Annotated in this window: 15 protein-coding genes and 1 tRNA gene; 7 read left to right on the top strand and 9 right to left on the bottom strand. The window is 69.7% G+C overall.

Annotated elements, in window-relative coordinates; translation table 11 throughout:
* Positions 1-136 precede the first annotated feature (136 nt).
* The 5 genes from lon to FIF60_RS13920 all read right to left on the bottom strand — a co-directional run bounded on the left by lon (position 137) and on the right by FIF60_RS13920 (position 6,394).
* Positions 137-2,569 carry an endopeptidase La gene (lon, locus tag FIF60_RS13900; protein ID WP_204251201.1) on the bottom strand — a complete coding sequence of 811 codons (2,433 nt, stop codon included), beginning with the start codon at positions 2,567-2,569 and terminating at the stop codon, positions 137-139.
* A 241-nt stretch (positions 2,570-2,810) separates the two neighbouring features.
* Positions 2,811-4,070 (bottom strand): ATP-dependent Clp protease ATP-binding subunit ClpX, encoded by a 1,260-nt coding sequence (gene clpX / locus FIF60_RS13905; RefSeq protein ID WP_144186692.1) that lies wholly within the window; start codon positions 4,068-4,070, stop codon positions 2,811-2,813.
* Between the two features lie 162 nt (positions 4,071-4,232).
* The gene (gene clpP, locus FIF60_RS13910; RefSeq protein WP_144186693.1) at positions 4,233-4,871 is read right to left on the bottom strand and encodes an ATP-dependent Clp endopeptidase proteolytic subunit ClpP; all 639 of its coding nucleotides are present in this window, start codon (positions 4,869-4,871) and stop codon (positions 4,233-4,235) included.
* Between the two features lie 58 nt (positions 4,872-4,929).
* Entirely contained in the window at positions 4,930-6,255 is a 1,326-nt protein-coding gene (gene tig / locus FIF60_RS13915) for a trigger factor (protein ID WP_144186694.1), read from the bottom strand.
* A gap of 54 nt (positions 6,256-6,309) precedes the next feature.
* Positions 6,310-6,394, bottom strand: a tRNA-Leu gene (locus FIF60_RS13920).
* Positions 6,395-6,641: 247 nt separating this feature from the next.
* Between FIF60_RS13920 and FIF60_RS13925 the strand changes: the two genes are divergently transcribed.
* Positions 6,642-7,760, top strand: a complete 1,119-nt coding sequence (locus tag FIF60_RS13925; protein WP_144186695.1) for an aminotransferase class V-fold PLP-dependent enzyme — start codon at positions 6,642-6,644, stop codon at positions 7,758-7,760.
* Between the two features lie 15 nt (positions 7,761-7,775).
* Here FIF60_RS13925 and FIF60_RS13930 read toward each other — a convergent pair whose 3' ends face one another.
* The 3 genes from FIF60_RS13930 to FIF60_RS13940 are packed head-to-tail and all read right to left on the bottom strand — an operon-like array spanning position 7,776 to position 13,168.
* Entirely contained in the window at positions 7,776-10,187 is a 2,412-nt protein-coding gene (locus tag FIF60_RS13930) for a transketolase (protein ID WP_408869870.1), read from the bottom strand.
* Positions 10,188-10,213: 26 nt separating this feature from the next.
* Complete coding sequence (locus FIF60_RS13935; protein WP_144186696.1) at positions 10,214-11,611, bottom strand: malonyl-CoA decarboxylase; 1,398 nt, start codon at positions 11,609-11,611, stop codon at positions 10,214-10,216.
* A 24-nt stretch (positions 11,612-11,635) separates the two neighbouring features.
* Positions 11,636-13,168, bottom strand: a complete 1,533-nt coding sequence (locus FIF60_RS13940; RefSeq protein ID WP_144186697.1) for an NAD(P)H-hydrate dehydratase — start codon at positions 13,166-13,168, stop codon at positions 11,636-11,638.
* On the opposite strand from FIF60_RS13940, the gene FIF60_RS13945 reads away from it, so the two are divergent.
* From FIF60_RS13945 to FIF60_RS13970, 6 genes are all read left to right on the top strand, one after another.
* The gene (locus tag FIF60_RS13945; RefSeq protein WP_144186698.1) at positions 13,167-14,480 is read left to right on the top strand and encodes a sulfite oxidase; all 1,314 of its coding nucleotides are present in this window, start codon (positions 13,167-13,169) and stop codon (positions 14,478-14,480) included. The two genes, FIF60_RS13940 and FIF60_RS13945, sit on opposite strands and share 2 nt — an antisense overlap.
* A 6-nt stretch (positions 14,481-14,486) precedes the next feature.
* A complete protein-coding gene (locus tag FIF60_RS13950) occupies positions 14,487-14,834 on the top strand; it encodes an aldehyde dehydrogenase (RefSeq protein ID WP_144186699.1) in 348 nt (115 codons plus the stop codon).
* A gap of 2 nt (positions 14,835-14,836) precedes the next feature.
* Positions 14,837-16,120, top strand: coding sequence for a D-amino acid dehydrogenase (locus FIF60_RS13955; protein WP_144186700.1), 1,284 nt, complete (start codon positions 14,837-14,839; stop codon positions 16,118-16,120).
* Between the two features lie 9 nt (positions 16,121-16,129).
* Complete coding sequence (parA, locus tag FIF60_RS13960; protein ID WP_144186701.1) at positions 16,130-16,777, top strand: ParA family partition ATPase; 648 nt, start codon at positions 16,130-16,132, stop codon at positions 16,775-16,777.
* Positions 16,774-17,244, top strand: a complete 471-nt coding sequence (locus FIF60_RS13965; protein WP_144186702.1) for a CopD family protein — start codon at positions 16,774-16,776, stop codon at positions 17,242-17,244. The genes parA and FIF60_RS13965 overlap by 4 nt, the downstream gene beginning before the upstream one ends.
* A gap of 154 nt (positions 17,245-17,398) precedes the next feature.
* Positions 17,399-17,713: a c-type cytochrome gene (locus FIF60_RS13970; RefSeq protein WP_144186703.1), complete on the top strand. Its 315-nt coding sequence runs from the start codon at positions 17,399-17,401 to the stop codon at positions 17,711-17,713.
* A 209-nt stretch (positions 17,714-17,922) separates the two neighbouring features.
* Here FIF60_RS13970 and FIF60_RS13975 read toward each other — a convergent pair whose 3' ends face one another.
* A complete protein-coding gene (locus FIF60_RS13975; protein WP_144186704.1) occupies positions 17,923-19,755 on the bottom strand; it encodes an SLC13 family permease in 1,833 nt (610 codons plus the stop codon).

A 19,755-nucleotide genomic window follows, 5' to 3' on the forward strand; every position in this document is an offset into this window, starting at 1 on the left:
CCGCCATGTTTCGGCCTTTCGCGACCGAAACGCCACCGCTTGGACCTTGACCGGCGCCACGACTCGGGACGCGGGCGCGAAAAAAGGGCGCCCCCCGCGGGAGGCGCCCCTGTTCGCTTGCGCCGAGTCGCGCCCGTCAGTGCGCGACGCGCGCCGTGCCCTGCTCGGTGCCCGGCTTGGTCGCAGGCTCGGCAGGCTCCTCCCAGGCAATCGCCTCGGGGACGCGCACGAGCGCCTCGCGCATCACGTCGTCGATCGAGGCGACGGGGATGATCTTCAGGTTCTTCTTCACGTTGTCGGGAATCTCGGCGAGATCCTTCTCGTTCTCCTTCGGAATGAGAACGGTGGTCAGCCCGCCGCGCAGCGCCGCGAGCAGCTTCTCCTTCAGACCCCCGATCGGCAGCACGCGGCCGCGCAGCGTGATCTCGCCCGTCATCGCGATCTCGCGCCGCACGGGGATCCCGGTCAGCGTCGAGACGATGGCAGTCGCCATCGCGACGCCCGCAGAGGGACCATCCTTCGGCGTCGCCCCCTCCGGCACGTGCACGTGGATGTCGCGCTTCTCGAAGAGCGGTGGCTTGATGCCGAAGGAGAGCGCGCGCGAGCGGACATAGCTCATTGCCGCCTGAACGCTCTCCTGCATCACGTCGCCGAGCTTGCCGGTGTGGCGCACGTTGCCCTTGCCGGGCATCAGCACCGCCTCGATCGAGAGAAGCTCGCCGCCCACCTCCGTCCAGGCAAGGCCGGTGACGACGCCGACCATGTCCTCGAGCTCGGCCTCGCCGAAGCGGAAGCGGCGCACCCCCGCATACTTCTCGAGGTTCTTGCGTGTGATCGCGACCTTCGCCGTCTTCTTCTGCACGATCTCGCGCACCGCCTTGCGGGCGAGGCCTGCGATCTCGCGCTCGAGGTTACGCACCCCCGCCTCGCGCGTGTAGTAGCGGATGAGGTCGCGCATCGCGTCGTCGGAGAGCGACCACTCCTTCTCTTTCAGCCCGTTCGCCTCCGACACCTTCGTGAGCAGGTGGCGCTTGGCGATCTCGACCTTCTCGTCCTCGGTGTACCCGGGGATGCGGATGATCTCCATCCGGTCGAGCAGGGGCTGCGGCATCCGGAGCGAGTTCGCGGTGGTCACGAACATCACGTCGGAGAGGTCGTAGTCCACCTCGAGGTAGTGGTCGGCAAAGGTCGAGTTCTGCTCGGGGTCGAGCACCTCGAGAAGCGCGCTCGAGGGGTCGCCCCGCCAGTCGGCACCGAGCTTGTCGATCTCGTCGAGAAGGAAGAGCGGGTTCGAGCTCTTCGCCTTCTTCATGCCCTGGATCACCTTGCCGGGCATCGAGCCGATATAGGTGCGGCGGTGGCCGCGCACCTCGGCCTCGTCACGCACGCCGCCGAGCGACATGCGCACGAAGTTCCGGCCAGTCGCCTTGGCGATCGACTTGCCGAGCGAGGTCTTGCCGACGCCAGGCGGCCCGACGAGGCAGAGGATCGGGCCGCGGATCTTCGGGCTCCTCACTTGGACGGCGAGATACTCGAGGATGCGCTCCTTCACCTTCTCGAGGCCGTAATGATCCGCCTCAAGAATGTCCTCGGCCGCCTGCAGGTCGGCCTTGATCTTGGTCTTCTTCTTCCAGGGGATCGAGAGCATCCAGTCGAGGTAGTTGCGCACCACAGTCGCCTCGGCGCTCATCGGCGACATGGTGCGGAGCTTCTTGAGCTCCGCCAGCGCCTTCTCGCGCGCCTCCTTGGAGAGCTTGGTCTTGCGGATGCGGTCCTCGAGCTCGGCGGCCTCGTCCTTGCCGTCCTCGCCCTCGCCGAGCTCCTTCTGGATCGCCTTCAGCTGCTCGTTCAGATAGTACTCGCGCTGGGTCTTCTCCATCTGGCGCTTCACGCGGTTGCGGATGCGCTTCTCGACCTGCAGCACGCCGATCTCGCTCTCCATGTGCCCGAACACCTTCTCCAGGCGCTCGGCGACCGAGGGCGTCTCCAGGAGGTCCTGCTTCTCGGGGATCTTCAGGGCGAGATGTGAGGCGACGGTATCGGAGAGCTTCGAGGCATCCTCGATCTGGTTGATCGAGACGAGCACCTCCGGCGGGATCTTCTTGTTCAGCTTGATGTACTGCTCGAACTGGCCGACGACGGTGCGCGCGAGCGCCTCGACCTCGCGGCCCTCGCCTGCGGCCTCGGGCAGCGTCTCGACATAGCCCTCGAAGAACGCCTCCGTCTCCTTGAAGCCGACGATGCGGGCGCGCTTGCCGCCTTCGACAAGCACCTTCACGGTGCCGTCCGGCAGCTTCAGGAGCTGCAGCACCGTCGAGACCGTCCCGACATGGAAGATGTCATCGACGCCGGGGTCGTCCTGCGCGGCGTTCTTCTGCGCGACGAGAAGGATCTGCTTGTCCTCCTTCATCACCGCCTCGAGGGCACGCACAGATTTCTCGCGCCCCACGAAGAGCGGCACGATCATGTGCGGAAACACCACGATGTCGCGCAGCGGCAGCACCGGCAGAACGTCGCCGGGAACCGGCGCCACTGCCTTGCCTTCCGCCTTGCCTTGCTCGTCGCTCATTGCCTTTGGCTTCCTTCTGAGGCAGCCCCCGGGTCATGCACCATGCCCTGGCCCGAAAGCCCCAATTCCTTACGGGTTAAATGAGGATGCGGGGCACCCGATCAACCCCGCTTCCTTGAGCCCTGCCCTGCCGCCAGCCCCGCCTTCTCGCCAGCGATGCCCTGTGGGAGGGGCGGCCACGCGGTGCCGGCCTGGACGCCGGGGTGGTCCGACCCGGCCAGGGCGGCGCGGCCGCGGCGTCTCAGGCGCTGGTGGTCGCCTCGCCCCGGCGCTCGCCGTAGATGAAGAGCGGCGCCGAGCGCCCCTCGGCCACCTCGCGGTTGATCACCGTCTCGTCCACCCCGTCGAGGCCGGGAAGGTCGAACATCGTGCCGAGCAGGATGCCTTCCATGATCGACCGGAGGCCGCGCGCACCCGTTTTGCGCGCGATCGCCCGCTGCGCCACGGTCCGCAGAGCGTCCTCCGTGAAGGTGAGCTTCACCCCCTCCATCTCGAAGAGCCGCGCATACTGCTTCACCAGAGCGTTCTTCGGCTTGGTGAGGATGTCGATCAGCGCCCCCTCGTCGAGGTCCTCGAGGGTCGCGACGACCGGGAGGCGGCCGATGAACTCCGGGATCAGCCCGAACTTCAGCAGGTCCTCGGGCTCGACCTCGCGAAGCACCTGGCCGGTGCGACGGTCCTCTGGGCTGCGCACATCGGCGCCGAAGCCGATCGCGGTGCCCTTGCCGCGGGAGGAGATGATCCGCTCGAGGCCGGCGAAGGCGCCGCCGCAGATGAACAGGATGTTGGTCGTGTCGACCTGCAGGAACTCCTGCTGCGGGTGCTTGCGGCCGCCCTGCGGCGGAACGGAGGCCACCGTGCCTTCCATGATCTTGAGCAGGGCCTGCTGCACGCCCTCGCCCGACACGTCGCGGGTGATCGAGGGGTTGTCGGACTTGCGGCTGATCTTGTCGACCTCGTCGATGTAGACGATGCCGCGCTGCGCCCGCTCGACATTGTAGTCGGCCGCCTGGAGAAGCTTCAGGATGATGTTCTCGACATCCTCGCCGACATAGCCCGCCTCGGTCAGCGTCGTCGCATCCGCCATCGTGAACGGCACGTCGAGGATGCGTGCGAGCGTCTGGGCGAGCAGCGTCTTGCCCGAGCCGGTCGGGCCGATCAGCATGATGTTCGACTTGGCGATCTCGACGTCGTTGTTCTTCTGGGCGTGCGAGAGTCGCTTGTAATGGTTGTGGACCGCGACGGAGAGCACCCGCTTGGCGTGATCCTGCCCGATGACGTAGTCGTCGAGGACCTTGCAGATCTCGCGCGGCGTCGGAATGCCGTCACGCGTCTTCACGAGGTGCGTCTTGTGCTCCTCGCGAATGATGTCCATGCACAGCTCGACGCACTCGTCGCAGATGAACACGGTCGGGCCCGCGATCAATTTGCGGACCTCGTGCTGCGACTTGCCGCAGAACGAGCAGTACAAGGTGTTCTTCGAGTCGCCAGACTTGCTCATGCTCGCTCCCGCGCTCGGTGCGGCGCCTACGGGTTGTAGCTTACGCCCCTCGCCAGGGGGGCACAAGCGAGCCTCCACGGCCGGCCCGGCCCGGATCCGGGCGCCGGGCCGCCACCTTGGCTGCGCTTGGGGCGTATTTCAGCCTTGGCCTGGGAGGCGGTGCTACTTCTTCTCTGACTCCGGGAGCGGCCGGCTCTCGACCACCTGGTCGACGATGCCGAACTCCTTGGCCTCCTCGGCGGACATGAAGCGGTCACGCTCCAGCGTCTGCTCGATCTTCTCGAGGCTCTGCCCGGTATGCTTCACGTAGATCTGGTTCAGCCGCGCCCGGACGGCAAGGATCTCGCGCGCCTGGATCTCGATGTCGGTCGCCTGGCCCTGGGCGCCGCCGGAGGGCTGGTGCACCATCACGCGGCTGTTCGGCAGGCAGTAGCGCTTGCCTGCAGCACCGGAGGCGAGCAGCAGGCTCCCCATCGACGCGGCCTGCCCGATGCAGACCGTGCTCACGGGGCTGCGGATGTACTGCATCGTGTCGTAGATCGCGAGGCCGGAGGTTACCACCCCGCCGGGGCTGTTGATGTAGAAGGCGATGTCCTTGTTCGGGTTCTCGCTCTCGAGGAACAGGAGCTGGGCGCAGATCAGGCTCGAGACGCCGTCATGCACCTGGCCGGTAAGGAAGATGATCCGCTCCTTCAGGAGGCGCGAATAGATGTCGAAGGCCCGCTCGCCGCGCGCGGTCTGCTCGACCACCATCGGCACGAGCGTGTTGCTGTAGATCTCGAACGGGTCGCGCTCGGGCATCGTCTGTCGTCGTCCTTCCTTCCTCACCGCCCCTCGGGAGCAGGCACCGCGCGGCCGCTCAGGCGGCCTCGGGTTCCTTGGCAAGCTCCTCAGGGGTCACGGTCTTCTCGGTCACGGTCGCGAGCTCGAGCACGAAGTCGATCGCCTTCTCCTCGAAGAGCGGCGCGCGGAAGCGTTCGATCGCCTGCGGGTTCTGCTGGTAGAACTCGACGACCTTCCGCTCCTGCCCGGGATAACGCTGCGCCTCGGCGATCACCGCCCGCTTCAGCTCGTCCTCGCTGACGGAGAGATTGTTCGCCCGACCCAACTCGGCAAGGAGCAGCCCCAGCCGCACGCGCCGCTCGGCGATCGCGCGGTACTCGGCCTTCAGCGTCTCCTCGTCCTTGCCCTTGTCCGCGTCGTCGAGCCGGCCCTCCTTCAGGTCCTGCTCGACGCGCTGCCAGATCGCGCCGAACTCGCCCTCGACCATGCCGTCCGGCACGGGGAAGGTCGCAAGCTCTGCGAGCCTGTCGAGCAGGGTGCGCTTGATGCGCATCCGGCTCATCTGGTCGTACTCGCGCTGGATCGCGCCGCGGATCGCGTCCTTCATGGCCTGGAGCGTCTCGAAGCCGTGCTTCTTGGCAAGCTCGTCATTCGCCTCGGACGGGATGGCCCGGCGGAGTGCCTTGCCGGTCACCGTGAAGGTCGCCGTCTTGCCGGCGAGGTCTGTCGCGACGTAGTCGGCGGGGAAGGACACGTCCATGTCCTTGGTCTCGCCCACCGAAAGCCCGACGAGCCCCTCGGTGAAGCCCGGCACGAAGCCCGGGCCGCCGACCTCGACCTCCATGTCGTTGGCCGAGCCACCGCGGAAGGGCTTGCCGTCGATCTTGCCGACGAAATCGACCACCAGCAGGTCGCCGGCCGCGGCGGGGCGAGCCTCCTCGACCGGCTCGGAATTGCGGTGCCGCTTGGCGATCTCGCCGAGCCTGGCCTCCACCTCGCTCTCCGCGGGGGTGGCGACGAGCTTCTCGATGGCGATCGCCTTGAGGTCGGGAAGCGCGATCTCGGGCAGCACTTCGATGTCGAGGTTGAACTCGAGATCCGCACCCTCGGACCAGTTCACGATCTCGACCTTCGGCTGAAGGGCGGGCTTCAGGCCACGCTCGGTCACCAGGGTGCGGGCGGCCTCGTCGAGGCTCTTCTCGAGCACCTCGCCCATGATCGAGCCGCCGAAGCGCTGCTTGACGATGGCAGCCGGAACCTTGCCCGGGCGGAAGCCGGGAAGGCGGAGGTCGCGCCCGATCTCGGCGAGCCGCGCGTCACGCCGCTCGGCGAGCGTGGCCGCCGGCAGCACCACCGCGTAGGCGCGCTTCAATCCCTCGGCAGATTTCTCGGTGACCTGCATCGTCCGTGTACTTTCCGTCGGCCCGCGCCTTGGCTGGCGCGGGGTGTTCTGGCCTGGTGCGGGCGGAGGGATTTGAACCCCCACGACTTGCGTCACCGGAACCTAAATCCGGCGCGTCTGCCAGTTCCGCCACGCCCGCGCCCGGCCCGGTGCGGGTTGCTCCGCATGCGCCATCGCCGGCGCGGCGGAGCCGCCCGAGAGGCCGCGCATGTAGCCTTGATCGCGCTTCCGCGCAACCGCGCGCGACACCCCACGCCGAGCAATGCAGCCCAGGCGACGACGGGCCGCAAGCCCGCCCTCGCGCGCTCGCTTGTCGGGCAGGCGAAGATGGCGGACGCTCCGGCCGGATCGCTCCCACCCGGAACGCCGGAGCACGGTCCTCCTCGATGTCGCCCCCTCTGTTCGATACCGCCGATTTCCGCCTGAGAGACGGCATCACCCATGTCTGCGCGGGCGGGGAAACCGCGTTCCTGCTCCGCCACGACCAGGCCTTCCAGCGCTACGCCGAGGACAAGAGCCGCGGCCCGCGCGGGCGCATCGCGCAGGACGCGATGGTCGAGCGCGCGCGCGACCTCTCGGCCGCGCTGTTCGGCGTCGCGCGAGAGAGCATCGGCTTCGTCTCCTCTGTTGCCGAAGGAATGTCGCTCCTGGTCGAGAGCTTCGACTGGCGCGCCGGCCAGTCGGTCTGCGTCGATGCGTCGGAGTATCCCTCGCTCGTCGTGCCGCTGCGGCTTGCCCTGCCCGAGGGCGTGAAGGTTCGCTTTGCCCCGATGCATGACCCGGACGCGGTTGCCCGCGTGGTCGATGAGGGAACGCGGCTGCTCGCCGTCAGCCATGTCTCCTACCTGCACGGGAGGCGCTACGACCTCGCCGCACTCCGGCGCGTCGCGGACGGCGTGGGCGCGATGCTTGTTGTGGATCACACCCAGGCAGCCGGCTACATGCCGCTCGAGGCGGGACCGGCCGATTTCGCCTTCTCCGCGACCTACAAGTGGCTTCTCGGCATGACCGGCACGGCCATCGCCTACTGGAACCGCGACCGTCAGCCGGACTGGCAGCCGAGGACCGGAGGCTGGTTCTCGATCGACGGCATGGGCCAGCCCGACTACCAGGCGCGGCCGAGGCTGAAGCCGGATGCGATGCGGATGACGCGCGGCAACCCCGCCCACGCCTCGCTCTACGTCCTCGTCTCCGCACTCGAGTATCTCGCGGGCTTCGAGCCGGCCCGGGTCCAGGCGCATGTGCAGGGGCTGACAACCTCGCTTCTCGCGCACTTCGCCGGGCTCGGCCTTCCCGTCACGACGCCGGGGAACCCGGCGGAGCACGGCGCGAGCGTCTGCGTTGCGCTGCCCGATGCCGATGCCCTCGTCGCTGCGCTAGAGGATCGCTTCGGCATCCTTGCCTGGGGCGGGCGCGGGCGCGTCCGCTTCAGCTTCCACGGCTACAACGGCGACCGCGACGTCGCCGCGATCGCCGACGCGATGCGGACGCTCCGGACGGCATGACCACCCTCGGCCGGCTTAGCCGAGCAGGGCGGCGGCCGCTGCGTCGAGGATCGCGTCCGTATCCAGCCCGTAGGCGCGGTAGAGCGCGGGGATGTCTCCGGTCTGGCCGAACCGGTCCACGCCGAGGGCCTGGATTCGCTGCCCGCGCACGGCGCCGAGCCAGGCGAGCGCGGCGGGATGGCCGTCGAGCACGGTCACCAGCCCGGCATCGGGGGCGAGCGGGGCGAGAAGCGTCTCGATGTGCGACCGCACCGCCCTGCCCTCGCGCCGCGCCCGGCAGGCCGAGAGCCACTCGGCGTGCAGCCGGTCCGGCGAGGTGACGGCGAGAAGCCCCAGGCCCGGAACCTCCTCGGCGAGCGCTGCATGCGCCGCCTCGGCCTCCTCCGCCACCGGCCCCTCATAGGCGATGGCGAGGCCCGCCCCCTCAGCCGGCGGCACGCGCCAATAGGCGCCCGCGATGATGGCCGCCTTCTCCGCCTCGCCGAGCGTCCGCTCGGGCTGGACGAGCGGTCGCGTCGAGAGGCGAAGCCACACGGATGACCCGTCCGGCGCCTGCATGTGGCGGAAGGCATACGCCATCAGCACGCCGAGCTCGTCCGCATGGGCTGGCTCGTAGAAGGCGAGCCTGTCCTGCCCGATGCCGATCAGGGGCGTGTAGACCGACTGGTGCTGCCCGCCCTCGGGCGCGAGCGTGATGCCCGAAGGCGTCGAGACGAGCAGGAAGCGCGCGTCCTGGTAGCAGCCGTAGAACAGCGCATCGAGGCCGCGCTGGACGAAGGTGTCATACACCGTGCCCACAGGAATGAGCCGCACGCCATTGAGATCGTGCGAAAGTCCTGCGGCGGCCAGAAGCAGGAACAGGTTCTGCTCGGCGATGCCGAGCTCCATGTGCTGGCCGTCCGGGGTCATCACCCATTTCTGGGCGGAGGCCACCTTCTGGTCACGGAACACGTCGTTGCGACGGTGCCGGCTGAACACGCCGCGGCGGTTCACCCAGGGCCCGAGGCTTGTCGAGACCGTCACGTCCGGGCTCGTCGTGACGATGCGCGAAGCCAGCGGCGCGAGCTCCCCCTGGCCTCGCCCGATCTCGGAGAGGATCTGGCCAAAGGCCTCTTGGGTGGACATCTTCCGGCCTGCCGCACGGCGGGGCTCGGGAAGGACGTCGGGCACGGGCACGGGCGGGGCGACGCGGCGACGCCCCTTCGTCTCGCCCTCCCCGGACAGCGGCGCGGCGAAGGGAACCGAGCGCAGGAAGGCGCGGGCTTCCGCCGCCGCGTCGGGGTCGAGCCCTGCGAAGGCCTCCCACTCGTCGCCCGGCGCGATGCCGAGCTGGGACCGGAAGGTTTCCATCTGCTCGACCGTCATCAGCCCGGCATGGTTGTCCTTGTGGCCCGCGAGCGGCAGGCCCATGCCCTTGATCGTGTAGGCGATGAAGGCGGTCGGGCGCGGCGCGGCGGCGGCCTGGCGCATGGCGGAGAGGACCGTCGCCATGTCGTGCCCGCCGAGATTGGTCATCAGCCCCGCAAGCTCGCCATCCGCAAGCGGGTCGATCAGCGCCTTGAGGCGACGGTCACGCCCGAGATCGGCCTCGAGCGCCTCGCGCCAGGCCGCGCCGCCCTGGAAGGTGAGCGCGGAATAGACGGAGTTCGGGCAGTCATCAATCCAGGCGCGCAGTGCCTCGCCGCCTGGCTGGGCGAAGGCGGCCTCGAGGCGCCGGCCGTATTTCAGGGTCACGACATCCCAGCGCATGTCGCGGAACAGGCCCTCGATGCGATGGAACAACCTGTCCGGGACAATGGAATCAAGGCTCTGGCGGTTGTAGTCGATCAACCACCACACATCCTGGATGTCGTGCTTCCAGCTTTCGAGAAGCGCCTCGTAGATGTTGCCCTCGTCGAGCTCGGCATCGCCGACGACGGCGACCATCCGCCCCGGCCGCGAGCCCTGGGGCGTGAGGCCCTTGAGCCGCACATAGTCCTGCACGAGCGCGGCGAAGTTCGTGATCGCCACCCCGAGCCCGACCGAGCCCGTGGAGAAATCGACGTCCCCGCCATCCTTGGTCCGGCTCGGATAGGGCTGGGTGCCGCCGAACTCGCGGAACCCCTCGAGCCGCTCGCGTGTCGTCCGCCCCAGCAGGTACTGGATCGCGTGGAACACCGGCCCGGCATGGGGCTTCACCGCGACGCGGTCCTCCGGGCGGAGGATGTCGAGATAGAGCGCGGTCATCAGCGTCGCGACGGAGGCGCAGGAGGCCTGGTGGCCGCCGACCTTCAGCCCGTCGCGCGAGGGGCGGACATGGTTTGCGTGGTGGATGGTCCAGGCGGCGAGCCAGAGGATCCTCTGCTCGAGCCGGCGCAGCATGGCCAGATGCGCCTCGTCCTCGCCCGGACCTGCCGCGGCGCGGCCTGCGATCCCCTCCGGTGCCATGGTGTGTTCTCTCCCGGCTTGCCGCCTCAGGACCAGCCGCGCGACAGCCGCCTCATCGCTGTCGAGGCGGCGCGCTTGCCCTGGCCCACATAGGCCTCGTGGTTCCCTTCGATCGACTCCCGATCGTAGAGGTAATTGACCATGAGACCGAGGCTCTCGCGCAGCCCCTTTTCCGACCTATCAGCCATCCAATTCAGGCGTTCCGCCTGTGCGCCATTCGACAGGTGGAAATGCGCCACGGGATCACGCGCCCGCTTCGAGGCCCCGCCGCGACCCTCCGCGCTCTCGACGAGAAGGTAGCGGGCGCAGAGCCTGAGCAGCACCGGCTTGACCGCCCCGACCAGCCCGGCATCGCGATGCCAGGCTTTGCGCGCCAGCAGCGCAGCCAGTGGCGCGGGGGTCTCGGACTCGCCGCCGCCGAGTGCCTCGGCAAGGCCGGCCCGCTCGTCCGGGCTCAGAAGCGCCTCGTCGGAGGCTGCCGCCTCGAGCCAGCGGCGGAACCCTGGAATGGGAGAAAGTGTCGCGAAGGTCTTGATGTTCTGGAATTCCGCTGACAGCACATCGACGACCCGCTTGATCAGGAAGTTGCCGAAGCTGATCCCGCCGAGGCCCTGCTGGCAGTTGGAGATCGAGTAGAAGATCGCGGTGTCCGCCGCGCGCGGGTCACCCACCGGGGCCTTCTCGTCGAGCAGCGCGCGCACGTCTCCCGCGAGCCCCTTCACGAGCGCAATCTCGACGAAGATCAACGGCTCGTCGGGCATGCGGGGGTGGAAGAAGGCGTAGCAGCGACGGTCGCTGTCGAGGCGGTTCTTGAGGTCGCGCCAGCCGCGGATCTCATGCACGGCCTCGTAACCCACGAGCTTTTCGAGAAGATGGGCGGGGCTGTGCCAGTCGATCCGACGCAGCTCGAGGAAGCCCACGTCGAACCAGGCGGCGAGGAGCGCGCGCATGTCGGCCTCGAGCGCGCCGAGCGCCGGGTCCTTCTTGGCGAGTTGCAGCAGCGCGGCACGCAGGTCGACGACGAACTTTACGCCCTCTGGGATGGAGGTGAACTGCGTGACGAGACGCGCGCGCGGCGCCTCCAGCGCACGGCGAAGCTGCATCCTCGCCTGCGCCGCCGCCGTCTTGTCCTCGCCTGCAGCGCGCAGGGCCTCGACGGCGCGGGCGACCTCCTCGGGGTCGCTGTCGAACCCGGCGAGCGTGCGCAGGAAGGCCGCCTTGCCCTCCGCATCGGCCGCGAGATAGGCCTGGGCCAGCCGCGCCGACCGCGCCCGGGCCGATACCTCGCCGCCCTTCGCCTCGAGGCAGGCACGCATCTGCGCGCCGATCTCCTCGTCGTCCGCCCCGCCGGCGACGTCACGCCAAGCCTCCAGCAGCCGCTTCAGTGCGCGGTCGAACAAGCCTGCCGAGGCAGCGGTTTCCATGCGAACTCCTTTGGCCGACCGGCACTATAGCGCAGCAAGCGCCCGCGGCAGCAGGGGCGGAAGGTCCTCAGCGATCAGACCGGCCCCGACGCGGCGCGCCGCCTCGCCCATCGCCCAGGCGGCAGCACAGGCGGCCGGGAAAGCCTCCATCCCCTGCGCGATCAGCCCCGAGGCGGCGCCGGCGAGCACGTCTCCCGTGCCTGCTGTGGCGAGGTCGGGCGGTGCGGCAGCGTCGATCGCCACGCGCCCGTCCGGTGCGGCGATCACCGTGTCTGCACCCTTCAGAAGCACCACGGCCCCGGTCGCCGCGGCGGCGCGGCGTGCGGCGTCGGGCTTGTCGTCACCGACGGGGCCGAACACCCGGGCGAACTCGCCCGCATGGGGCGTGAGCAGCGCAGCACCCCGAAGCGCGTCCGGCCGGCCTTCGCAGACCGAGAGCCCATCCGCGTCCACGATCACGGATCGACCGGAAGCGAGCAGCGCGGCGAGCGCCTCGCTCGTGCGCGCGCCCCGGCCGAGCCCTGGGCCGACCAGCCAGGTTCGGCGCCGCTCATCCTCGAGAAGCGAGCTCACCGGTGCCTCCGAGACGATCACGCCAGGCTCCGCGGCGCGGTAGGTCGCGGCAGAGGCGGCATCGCCCGCAGCGATGGTCACGAGCCCCGCGCCGACGCGCCGGGCAGAGGCAGCCGCAAGCCGCGCTGCGCCGGTCATCGCCGTGCCGCCGATGATGGTGAGGTGCCCGCGGGCATACTTGCTGTCCGTCTCGCGGCGACGAGGCAGCACGTCGCGCCAGAGGTCGGGGCCGTTCCGGGCGGCGGTGGGGCGGATGGTGTCCAGAACCGAGGCGGGAATGCCGATCTCGGCGACGAGCGTCTCGCCGCAATGGAGCCGCCCCGGCAGGAGGAGGTGCCCGGGCTTGAGGCGAAAGAAGGTGACGGTGAGCGCCGCCCGAGGGGCGACGCCGAGGACCTGCCCGGTGAGGCCCGAGACGCCCGAAGGCAGGTCGATCGCGACAATGGGCAGGCCCGCCCAGGCGGAGAGCGTCTCCGCCGCAGCACCGGTGACGGGCCGCGCGAGACCGGCGCCGAAGATCGCATCGACGACGAGGCCCGCGCCCTCGAGCACGGCGGGGGAGAGGGGCAGCACAGGGCCATCCCACAGCGCGGCCGCCTCTGCGGCATCGCCCGTAAGCGCCGCCGGTTCGCCGAGCAGGGCGAGGCGGACGGGCCAGCCGCGCGCTGCAAGCTCGGCCGCAACGACGAACCCGTCGCCGCCATTGTTCCCAGGACCGCAGAGCACCGCGACGCGGCAGGGCCGGAACCGCGCGAGGATGGCGCGCGCGACGGCCCGCCCGGCATTGCGCATCAGGGCGAAACCAGGAATGCCGCCTTCGATCGCCGCACGGTCCGCCCGGCCCATCTCCTCGGGCGTCAGCACCGCGCAGGACGGCGGCACGCCCGGCTCTATCTTCGCAGCCGCGATGACATCCTCCTTTCCGATCCGCCGCGCCCGTGCAACGCTTGCACCGACACGAACGCCATGTCGGGAGGATGCCATGATCAGGTCCGGAACGCGCGAGCGGAGCCTCGCCGAACTCTACGCCGACGACGCCGAGCGCGCCGATGCGCTGGTGTTCCGCCGCCGCGGCGCCTTGAAGGGCGTCTCGCTCGCGACGATGGGGGCGGCCATCGGCGCCGCGATCCCCTTCTCCTCGAGGATGCCTGCGGGGCTCGTTCCGGCGGCGCTCGCGCAAGGCGGTCAGGCCGGCCCGCGCATGCTCGAATTCCCCGGCAAGGACCCGCTGATCCTGCAGGGTGACCGCCCGCTCGTCGGCGAGACGCCCGAGACGCTTCTCGACGACGCGGTCACGCCGAACAACCGCATCTTCATCCGCAACAATGGCCAGATCCCCGAGCCTGCCGCGAACCCCGATGCCTGGAAGATCCGCATCGAGGGCGAGGTGAACACGCCCATCGAGCTCACCGTCGGCGAGCTGCGCAGCCGCTTCCCGGTGGTGACGCTGCAGCTGCAGATGGAGTGCGGCGGCAATGGGCGGAGCTTCTTCGTGCCCGAGACGCGCGGCAACCAGTGGGGCAACGGCGCGATCTGCAACGCGGCCTGGACGGGGGTGCGGCTGAAGGACGTGCTCACCGCCGCGGGGCTCAAGCCCTCGGCCTCGCACACCGGCCATTACGGCGCGGACCCGCACCTCTCGGGCGCGACCGACCGGGCCGCGATCAGCCGCGGCATGGTCATCGCGAAGGCGATGGAGGAGCACACGCTGATCGCCTTCGAGGTCAATGGCGGCCCGATCCCGCACATCAACGGCGCGCCCGTACGGCTGATCGTTCCCGGCTGGCCAGGCTCGCTCAGCCAGAAATGGCTCACCCGCATTGTCATCCTCGACAAGCCGCACACCGGCCAGGGCATGGGCGGCACGAGCTACCGCGTGCCCGTCACGCCGATCGTGCCCGGCTCGCGCAATGACGGGACCGATTTCGTCGACATGACGTCGATGCCCGTCCGCTCGGTTCTGACCAACGTCGCCAACGGCACCCGCCTGCCTACGGGAACGCGGCAGCTTCCTGTCCGCGGCGCCGCCTGGGCGGGGGAGAAGACCATCTCCGCCGTGCACGTGTCGGTCGATTTCGGCGCGACGTGGAAGCGCATGACGGTCACCGCGCCTGCCAACAAATACGCGTGGCAGCGGTGGGAAGGCACGGTCGAGCTGCCGTCGGACGGCTACTTCGAGGTCTGGTACCGCGCGACCGACAGCGACGGCCGGATGCAGCCGCACGCCGCGGCGAACTGGAACCCCCAGGGCTATGGCGGCAACCCCGTCAGCCGCGCCGCCATCCTGGTGGGCTGAGGCTGGATGCGGAGCCTGCTTGCCGCGCTGGTCGGGGGGATGCTTCTCGCATCCCCACTCGCCCCCTCGCCCGCCTTGGCAGAAGAGCCGGAGGAGCCGACCGTGCTTCCCGAAGGCCATGGCCGCGACGAGACCTTCTATGCCTGCACCGCCTGCCACTCAACGGCGGTGATCCGCCGCTCCGGCTTCACGCGGCAGCAGTGGGACGACCTGATGGACTGGATGGTCGAGAAGCAGAACATGAACCCGCTCGAACCCGATGAGCGGAAGCTGATCGTCGACTATCTCGCCGAAGTCTTCCCGCCGCGGCGGGCGCGGCCGCCTGCCTTCAGCAACCCCTTCTCCACCAACTGACGATGCACGTCATCGTTCTCGGCGCGGGGATCGTCGGTGTCTCCGCCGCCTGGTACCTGCGCGCGGCCGGCGCGGAGGTGACGGTGATCGAGGCGCGCGAGGGGCCGGGGCTGGAGACGAGCTTCGCCAATGGCGGGCACATCTCCGTCGCCTCCGGCCCGTGGGCGGCGCCGGACGTTCCGGGCAAGATGCTGAAATGGCTCGGCCGCGAGGACGCGCCGCTGCTTCTCCGCCCCTTCCGGTGGGACCCGGCCCTGTGGTCCTGGGGCGCGCGCTTCCTCGCCAATTGCACCGCGCGGGACTACGCCGCGAACGCCGAGGTGATCGGCCGACTCTGCCGCTATTCCGGGGCGGAGACGGCCGCGCTTCGCGAGGCGCTCGGCATCGAGGACCAGAACTCCACCCTCGGCACGATCACGCTCCTGACCACGCCGGCCGAGATGGCGTCTGCCGAGGGGAAGGAGAAGCGCCTTCGCGAGGCGGGCTTCGAGGCCACGCTTCTCGACGCCGCGGGCATCGCCACGGCAGAGCCTGCGCTCGCCGAGGCGGCGCCGCGCTACGCCGGCGCCCTCTTCGCCAAGGACGGCGAGACCGCGGATGCGCACCTCTTCACCCGGGGCCTCGCGGAGGCGTCCGAGGCGCGCGGCGTGCGGTTCCGCTATGGCGCGAGGGTCGAGCGCCTCGTCGTCACGGCTGGGGCGGCAACAGGCGTCGTGCTCGAGGGCGGCGAGACCCTCCCGGCCGATGCGGTCGTCCTCGCGGCCGGAAGCTGGTCTGTCCAGCTTGCGCGCACGGCCGGGCTGCGCATCCCCGTCTATCCCGGCAAGGGCTATTCCTCGACCGTGCCGATCGCGGGCCGCAACGGCGCGCCGCGCATGGCGGTCGTCGACGAGCACGCGAAGATCTACGTCGCCCGGTTCGGCGACAGGCTGCGCGCGGCGGGAACGCTCGAGCTCGCCGGCTGGGACAAGACGCCGAGCCAACGTCGCGCGGATGCGACGCTGTCTGCGCTGAAGCGCCTCTTCCCCGAGGGGGGCGACTACGCCCGCGCAACGCAGTGGACCGGGCTCCGCCCCATGAGCCCCGATGGACGGCCGCTGATCGGCCGCACCCCCGTGCGCAACCTCTGGCTCGACACGGGCCACGGCCCGCTCGGCTGGACCATGGGCGCGGGCAGCGGCAAGCTCCTCGCCGCGCTGATGACCGGTGCCACGGCCGAGCTCGACCCCGCCCCCTACCGGCCGGGCCGCTTCGGATGGTTGGTGCCGCGCGAGTCGGCAGGCTAGCCTCTCCCCATGGCAGCGATCGTGCTCACCGTTGCGCAGCAGAAGGGTGGCGCGGGCAAGACGACGCTCGCGGCCCAGCTTGCCGCCGTGCTTGCCGAGCGCAGGCGGGTGGCCGTGCTCGACATCGACCCGCAGAAATCGCTCACGCGCTGGCACGAACTGCGCAAGGAGCACGCGCGCGCGGCGGCCGCGGGGCTCACCTTCGCCGACACCGCTGGCTGGCGGCTCTCCTCAGAGATCGAACGCCTCCGGGCCGACCATGACGTGGTGCTGATCGACAGCCCCCCGCACGCCGAGACGGAGGCGCGGCTTGCCGTGCGCGCGGCCGATCTCGTGCTCGTTCCGGTGCAGCCGAGCCCGCTCGACCTCTGGGCGACCGGCCCGACGCTCGATCTCGCCAAGGCCGAGAAGCGCGAGGCACGGATCGTGCTGAACCGCGCCCCGGCGCGCGGGAAGCTTCTTCACGCCGCGCAGGCCGAGATCGCTCGGGGCACCTTCCCTGCCCTCGAAGCCTCGCTCGGCAACCGCTCGGCCTACGCGATGGCGATGGCTGCCGGCCTCGGCGTGACGGAGAGCGCGCCGCGCACGCTGGCGGCAGAAGAGGTTCGCGCGCTCGCCGCCTCGCTCTCGCCCTGGCTCGGAAAGGAACGGCGATGACGGCGACGATCCCCACCACGCTGTTCGTCCTGCACCTTCTTGGCGCCATCGTCTGGGTTGGCGGGATGGCCTTCGCCATCCTGGTGCTTCGCCCGTCCCTCTCCGTCCTCGAGCCGGCGCAGAGGCTGCTCCTGCACGCGCAGGTTTTCCGCCGCTTCTTCCTGATCGTGTGGCATGCGATGCCGATCCTGCTGATCACCGGCTGGGCGATGCTGTTCGGCTGGTATGGCGGGTTCCGCGATGCGGGCGTGCATGTGCACATCATGAACCTCGCCGGTGTGGTCATGGCGGTGGTGTTCCTCGCCATCTGGTTCGGCCCCTACGCCGTGTTCCGCGCCGCCATGACACGCGGCGAAGGCCCCGCGGCAGCGGCGGCCGCCAACCGCGTCCGCATTCTCATCACCGCCAACCTCGTTCTCGGCCTCGTCACCTCGGTCGTCGCGGGCTTCGGGCGCTGGGGGCTCTGAGAGGCCGTCCGAGACTACGCTGGCGTGAGCAGCGACCAGATGGCCGTGAGCACCAGAAGGCAGGCACGCGATGCCGCCGAGCCGGATTGATCCCGGTCAAGGTACCCCTCGCCGCGCCGGGGCAAGCTGCCCCCAGTTATGGGGAGCGTGCCGCATGCGATGGATGATCCTGGCTCTGACGCTTGGCCTCGCCCTGCCTGCCGCCGCGCAGGACCCGTTGGGCGACCCCGTCTCCGGCGCGCGCATCGCCGAGCGTTGGTGCACGGGCTGCCACGCCGTCGGCCCGACACGGGGACCGGCGACCGACGGGGCACCGACACTTCGCTCGATCGCCGAGATGCCTTCGACGACCGCGATGTCGCTCAACGTGTTCCTGCGGACGCCACACGGCCGCATGCCAGACCTGAGCCTCACGCGCGATGAAACCGATGACCTCGTTGCCTATATCCTTGGTCTGAGGAGCCGCTGAGGCGGCTTGGCCGCGTGCGACGCAGCTGTTTGCCTCGGTGCAACGCAACCGTCGCGTGCCGTTAACGCCAGCGTAACCGCTGCATGCGATGCTCCTCAAACGCGGCGAGAAGGTACTGCCGCGGGTCGGACCCCCGGTTTCCTAGCCTACTCAAGGAAAACCGGGGCCTCCGATGACCCTCCTCCCTGGCTCCCCCATCCCTCCTTCCCCTACAGCGGCAGGATCAGCGGCACGAGCAGCACGCTGACCACGAGCACGACGAGCGAGAACGGGACGCCGATCCGCACGAAATCCCCGAACGTGTAGTTGCCCGGCCCCACCACGAGCGTGTTCACGGGCGATGAGATCGGCGTCATGAACGCCGTCGAAGCCGCGAGCGCGACGATCATCGCGAACGGATAGGGCGAGGCGCCGAGCTCCTCGGCGAGCGCGAGCGCGACCGGTGCCATCAGTACGGCCGTCGCCGTGTTCGAGATGAAGAGACCGAGCGCTGCCGTGACGGCGAAGAGCAGCCCGAGCACGACCCTCGGCCCAGCATCGCCGACGAGCGCGACGAGCGCCTCGGAGGCGAGATCGACGCCGCCCGTGCGCTGCAGCGCCAGCGAGAAGGGCAGCATGCCGACGATCAGGACCAGGCTCTTCCACGAGATCGCCCGGTAGGCGGATGTCATGTCCACGCAGCCGAACAGCCCCATCAGAAGGCAGCCGATGAGCGCGGCCTGCACGTTCGGCACCACGCCCGTGACCATCAGCACGACGACGAGCACGAGCGATCCGAGCGCGTGCACGGCCCGGTCGGCCGCCGGGGCGACGTCGTCGAGATCGGCCGGCATGTTCAGCAGGACGAGGTCGTTGCGCACCGACTGGATGCGCCTGAGATCGTCCCAGAACCCGACGAGCAGCAGCGTGTCGCCGGCCTGGATCGTCTCCTCGAGGAGCGGCGCTGCGATTACCTTCCTGCCGCGCCTCATCCCGATCGCGACCAGCGACGTCTCGTCGCGCAGCTTGGCCTGGCGGACGGTCTGGCCGACCAGCCAGCTGTCGGCCGGCACGACAACCTCGACCATGCCGATCGCGTGCACGCGGTCGGTGAAGAAGCCGATCCCGGGGTCGAGCGGGAGTTGCTCGAGACCGAATTCGGCCCGCACCGCATCCATGTCGACGTCCTCGCCCACGACGTCGATCAGCAGGATGTCGCCCTCCTGGAGCATTCGCTCCGGCGCGGCACGCAGCATGTCGATGCCGAAGCGCCGGGGCCGCTCCACCGCAAGCAGCTTCACCCCCCGATCGCGCAGCCCGAGCGTCTCGATGCGCTGGCCGATCAGCGGCGAGCCCGGGGCGAGGCCGACGCGGTGGTCGCGTGCGTCGAGCCCGTACTGCTCGATCCAGTCGCGCACCGTCGGACGACGGATGGTCCTGGCGTCCCCTGCCTCTCCGCGGCCGAGGAAGCGGCGCGCAACCAGCATGTAGAGGATGGCAAGCACGAGCACGGGCAGGCCGAACGGCGCGATCGAGAAGAAGCCGAAGCCGGTGAAGCCCTGCCGCAGCAGCTCGCCATGCACCACGAGGTTCGGCGCGGTGGCGACGAGCGTGAGCATGCCGCTGATCAGCGCGGCGAAGGAGAGCGGCATCATCAGCCGCGATGGCGGCGTTCCCGATTGCTGGCAGATGCGCAGAACGACGGGGATGAAGATCGCGACCACCGCGGTCGAGCTCATCAGCGAGCCGAGCCCCGCCACGGCGAGCATCAGGAGGACGAGAAGCTTCGTCTCGCTGTCCCCGGCCCGGGCGTACATCCAGTCGCCCAGCCTCCGCGCGACGCCGGTGCGAACGAGCCCCTCGCCGATGACGAAGAGCGCGGCGATCAGCACGATCGTCGGGTCGGCGAAGCCGGCGATCGCCTCGTTCATCGTGATCACGCCGGTGAAGGGGAGGGCGACGATCATGATCAGCGCTGCGGCATCCATCCGCGGCACGTTCATCACGAACATCACGATCACCGACAGAAGCAGGCCGAGGACGAGCGCGAGGTCGAGCGTCAT

The sequence above is a fragment of the Elioraea rosea genome, assembly GCF_007644105.1.
Classification (GTDB): domain Bacteria; phylum Pseudomonadota; class Alphaproteobacteria; order Acetobacterales; family Acetobacteraceae; genus Elioraea_A; species Elioraea_A rosea.